The organism is Tenacibaculum aiptasiae, from assembly GCF_008806755.1.
GTDB classification, from domain to species: Bacteria; Bacteroidota; Bacteroidia; order Flavobacteriales; family Flavobacteriaceae; genus Polaribacter; species Polaribacter aiptasiae.
In genome coordinates this window covers 1-332 of sequence record NZ_WAAU01000062.1, presented here as the reverse complement: position 1 = coordinate 332, position 332 = coordinate 1, and the positions used below count along the sequence as shown (strand labels likewise).

Genomic DNA, 332 nt, shown 5'->3' with positions numbered 1-332 from the left:
GTGAGTTGTGATAATATTCCAGCAATGGAAGTATTAACCGCAACAGATAATTGTGATGTAGTGGTAACCGTAGTTCCAAGTGAAGTAACCAGTGGAGATGACGATGCCTGTGGCTCAGAATACTTAATCACAAGAAAATGGACAGTAAGTGATTGTTCAGGAAATACAACTATACATATACAATCAATTACAGTAGAAGATACCAAAGCACCGGAGTTTGTGGAGAGTTTACCAGAGAATACAACAGTAAGTTGTGATGCTATTCCAGAGGCAGCAATATTAACTGCAACAGATAATTGTGATTCAGAAGTAACAGTAAATTACTCCGAAGC

Annotated in this window: 1 protein-coding gene; it reads left to right on the top strand. The window is 38.0% G+C overall.

The features are described from left to right. The coding region (locus tag F7018_RS18635; protein ID WP_455431919.1) for an HYR-like domain-containing protein at positions 1-332 on the top strand (332 nt) is incomplete at both ends.